The sequence below is a fragment of the Dehalococcoidia bacterium genome (genome assembly GCA_028711995.1).
In the GTDB taxonomy this organism is placed as follows: domain Bacteria; phylum Chloroflexota; class Dehalococcoidia; order SZUA-161; family SpSt-899; genus JAQTRE01.
The window spans coordinates 1-4,113 of the sequence record JAQTRE010000191.1 but is presented as its reverse complement, the minus strand read 5'-3'; the positions used below and the strand labels follow the sequence as shown (position 1 = coordinate 4,113).

The window sequence follows — 4,113 nt, the reverse complement described above, 5'->3', positions numbered from 1 at the left end:
TGGCGCTTGTTTTGGCGCTAAATTCGACCCGCCAGCCGATTCACTCAGACTTTAAACTTCGCAGCATAATATCAGGGTGACTCAATCAGAATTCCGATACCGGCTTTTTGCAGGGACGCCATAGTTGCTGCCATTGGTGTAGTAGCCGGTGTATGGATCCACATCGGTCTGAGCCATTGACCGGGGAGAGGAATAGGGACTGGAACTCAGCTCACTGGTCAATCCGGAGTCGGAGAACAAGGCTAAGCTCACACTGTTGATCGGTATCCGTTCCGAGGTCTGTATGGTTACGGTGGTCGTAAACGTAATATCGTTCCCCTGAGTTACACTGGCGCTCGAAGGGGTCAGATTCACCGTAACTGCCTGGGCAGTATTAGATCCGAAAAAGATCAGCACTGCGACCACCAGCGATGCGATCAGCAGGCTGAATATGATTTTGGGAAATCTGGAGATCGGGATCGTCTTGAAATTCGAATGTTGCATTGGTCTTTGCCTCCTTGCTTAGTTTGACCCGCGGGTGAAAAACTGTGCTTGTTGATCTGACTGGTTTTCTGGCATTCCGGCTTGTTTTGGAGAGCCGATAAGATACAATCTTTTCAGGAGTTGAAGATATCGGATATATTCCTTCCAGTTCAGCTTGCTCGTGCCAAACCGCCGGCACTCAAAGGTATAGGGGATTTCCTCCACTTTGCAGGACTTTGTTTGAGCCAGAATCTCCAGCAAAACCTTGTATCCTTCGCTATTGAGATTCAATGTGGCGAAGGTTGTTCTGGTCAGCATGAAGCAACCACTCATGGGGTCCTTCACGCTGGTCACGGGCCTTGCCAACAGCGTTGCGCCTTTGGAGATGATCCGCCGTGCGGACGACCACCCCTGAACGCCGCCGCCCCTGACGTAGCGGCTGGCTATTGCAATATCCGCACCGCTTTGTATGGAGTTGACCAGGCCGGCGAGGATTTCGGGCGGGTGCTGCAGATCCGCATCGATCACTCCCAGTATCTCGCCGGTCCCCTCTCGGAATCCGGTGAGAATCGCCGATCCCAGGCCGCGCACTCCTTTCCGTTTTATCACCCGGATGGGATAGCTGCCTGCCAGGCTCTCTGCGACCTCAGCGGTGCCGTCGGGGCTGTCATCATCGACGACAATGATCTCGTAGGCTTGATCCTTCATGGCTTGATCGATTCTTTTCACCAGCGGCGGGATGTTCTCTCTCTCCTGGTAAGTCGGCACTATGATGGAAGTTTTCACCATTTTGTCCTCATTCCATTGGTTCATAATTGGCTGTATTTCCAGTTAAGCATCGACCTTGCTTGTATCAATTTTTATTCTAGAGATGGCAAATCACAGGTGTGTCACAAAAGAGGGCTCAAGTCTCACAGAAGAGTCACCGATTTGAAAGTGGCGATGGGTCTCTTCCGTAACAACAAAAAAGGGATGCCGAGAAGGCATCCCTTTTTTGTTCTGGCCAGGAAAGGCTCTGATGAGCTGTTCATTAACCCCCGAAAGGGGGCTCTTGAACGGTTCAATCAGAGGTTCCTCAACCAAGGGGCAACTCTTCGGCGGCCCGGCTGCCTTTCCCCTGTTTGGGGGATTCAGGTCCGTGGCTTTGCGTCCCGGGATTTCTCCCGGTTTGCCTTTATCGGAGCCATTGGGGTCGCTCAGACGTTCGAAAGGCGCAACCCCATTCCTCTATTTTGTTTAATGTGCTGGATTCCTTTTGGAACCTCTGTCTACGAGTTTTACTTTACAAAATCCAGGGGCGACGCAGACACGGGATTGTCCCGCAATTTGCCTACAGGTTTTCCCCCCAACTGTGGCTATCCTGAGTCAGAGTGAGTCCTGAGGGACAATATACGGGGGGTTACCAAACTTTTACTTTTGTTGACGGTGTGTTGACGCTTTATTGACGAAGGTTTTGACCTTCAGATGATATCTTGAGAGCGTAGGGGTCCCGGGCAAGAATGTTCAGTTGAGAATTTACCGGCGGAGGTCAGCATGAGCAGGGATGAGATATTTGATATTCTGGCGGTTATATTTGCCATCACATGCATTCTGGTGGTGTTGATCACGCTGTTATATTGCATCCCGAACGGTAAATGGGCTGTCAATGCCAATGGCGCTGGCGAGATGTATATCGAGGTGGTGATAGTGGGCTTAGCTGCTCCGTTTACAGCGTGGCGTCTGCTGCGATTTATGCTTATTGGGATGAGCCAGAGCCGGAGAGAAGAAGTGCGGGATTGATCCTCTGGCCGGTTCTGATATCAATTATTGGCAGCGCAAACTGAAGCCTTTGACTCACGGATGAAGCAAACATCCTCTGCCTGCACTTCTCTGGGCATCATATAGCCGATGCCGGGGCGGGTCAGGATATATTGAGGGTTTCGGGCATCATCCTCCAGCTTTTGTCTGAGCCGGGCGATGGTGACTTGAAGCAAATGGATTTCGCCAGCGTACTCACTGCCCCATACCTTTTCCAATATCTGATCAGGGGTAAGCAACCGGCCCGCATGGCGCGCCAGACAAGACAACAACCGGTATGCCGTGCGAGTCAGTTTCAATTCCCGACCTCTCAATACAACGCTGTGCCGGGCAAAGTCTATCGAGAGCCCATCGACGGAGAAAACGGGTTCAGGACGGTTATCCCACAATAGGGTGTGACGCAATGCCACCCGGGTTCTGGCAGCCAGCTCCCTTGAGGAAAACGGCTTGGTTATATAGTCATCAGCTCCAGCATCCAGACACCGAACCTTTTCATCATCATCCCCCTTACCTGTGACCATGATGATAGGGACCTGGGAGAATTCCCGAATTCGTTTACACACAGCATATCCGTCCATGCCGGGCATCATGATGTCCAGCAATATGAGATCCGGATTCTGCCGGTTCAGAATATCAAGGGCAGCCCGACCATCGATGGCCCGGATGACGTGATATTTTTCCAGCTGCAGGATACTTTCCATCATCCGCAACATGCGGGCATCATCATCAACCACTAGCACAGACGGTTTTGTTGGCGGCATGGTCATTCCCCCTTGTTCTTGATGGGATCATCCAGTGCTTGGCGAACTGGCTTTCCTCCGGTGTCAAACCGGTGTTCCTGGAGGGTCGATTCTATCCGACGGGCTGGTATTCTCTGATCCGGGATTCGGTTGCCGGCGAGTTCAGCAACTCTGAGATTCTGGCAGGGATATCCTTCATTCCGAGAATGCCGGATTCGGGCCGTGACTCATCCTGAAGTCGGTCAACGAGTTCTGTGAGCCTGTCGCTGGCTTCTTCGATAGATTCCAGGTACTGTCTTACCTCGTCATGATCCAGCCTGCCTTCATAATCCAGAAGCATGGTGGTATATCCTTTGATGACGGTCAGGGGAGCGCGCAGGTCATGAGCGATGCCGGACAGTGGCTGATTCCAGAGTCGATCCATCTCGCGCTGGGCCTTCCCCTCAGTTGTTGGGCGGACAAGCCGGGTATTTTCGATACCAACTCCCATGGGTCCTCCTGTGATTTTCAGCGGCTCGCTATTTGGTGAGATCATTGGTCTATTGATTTGCCATGTTTCTGTGTTCATGCATTCCCTCGATGTGGCGAGTGTCCGGACACGATTTATGGATGCTATCATGCTGGGCTCTTGGTCCGTTTCCCTATACTATTCAGAGTATGTCTTTAACTGACCGCATTCAAGGGGGATAGCACGTAATTCGTTAGGGTCGATTTCCGCAGAAACAGCTGGGGGGTATCATGCAGGGGACCAAGGGGTATACCTGCAGGGGTGGTTCGCGAACCGCCCTGATCGGGTTTGTGTCAGCCAGACGCAGAGATGCGCTCGTCTCCTTGCGATCATCGTGTCAGGTGTTGGGGGTGGAAGGATGGCGAGGCTTCTACAACTCAATTTTTGGACGCACACAACCGGAAGATATTCTTGACTACTTGATCAGAGATTCCTTAACTCAGTCCGCATTCGCTTAACTCATTCAGAAGGAAACCGGAGCCATTAGATACGCCTCAAGTTGTCCAATCCCCTCGTTTGAGTGGCTTGTTTCTGTATGCAACAGATGGTACTCCCTGACTTTCCGGGTTTCTTTGACTTCCTGCACTTCGATGTCATGGGGCAAGC

At 51.8% G+C, this 4,113-nt stretch carries 5 protein-coding genes and 1 riboswitch; of the genes, 1 reads left to right on the top strand and 4 read right to left on the bottom strand.

All coding sequences use genetic code 11. The features are described 5' to 3' along the window. Positions 1–81: 81 nt before the first annotated feature. A complete protein-coding gene (locus PHV74_15230; GenBank protein MDD5095706.1) occupies positions 82–483 on the bottom strand; it encodes a hypothetical protein in 402 nt (133 codons plus the stop codon). A gap of 18 nt (positions 484–501) precedes the next feature. After that, entirely contained in the window at positions 502–1,275 is a 774-nt protein-coding gene (locus PHV74_15225) for a polyprenol monophosphomannose synthase (GenBank protein ID MDD5095705.1), read from the bottom strand. A 280-nt stretch (positions 1,276–1,555) separates the two neighbouring features. Beyond that, positions 1,556–1,645: riboswitch (cyclic di-GMP riboswitch) on the bottom strand. A 350-nt stretch (positions 1,646–1,995) separates the two neighbouring features. Between PHV74_15225 and PHV74_15220 the strand changes: the two genes are divergently transcribed. Next, on the top strand, positions 1,996–2,241 hold the full coding sequence (locus PHV74_15220; protein ID MDD5095704.1) for a hypothetical protein: 246 nt from the start codon (positions 1,996–1,998) through the stop codon (positions 2,239–2,241). 20 nt (positions 2,242–2,261) lie between these two features. On the opposite strand, the gene PHV74_15215 is transcribed toward PHV74_15220, so the two are convergent. Both PHV74_15215 and PHV74_15210 read right to left on the bottom strand, forming a co-directional pair. Next, a complete protein-coding gene (locus PHV74_15215) occupies positions 2,262–3,020 on the bottom strand; it encodes a response regulator transcription factor (protein MDD5095703.1) in 759 nt (252 codons plus the stop codon). 91 nt (positions 3,021–3,111) lie between these two features. Further along, complete coding sequence (locus tag PHV74_15210; GenBank protein ID MDD5095702.1) at positions 3,112–3,489, bottom strand: histidine kinase dimerization/phospho-acceptor domain-containing protein; 378 nt, start codon at positions 3,487–3,489, stop codon at positions 3,112–3,114. Positions 3,490–4,113: the final 624 nt, after the last annotated feature.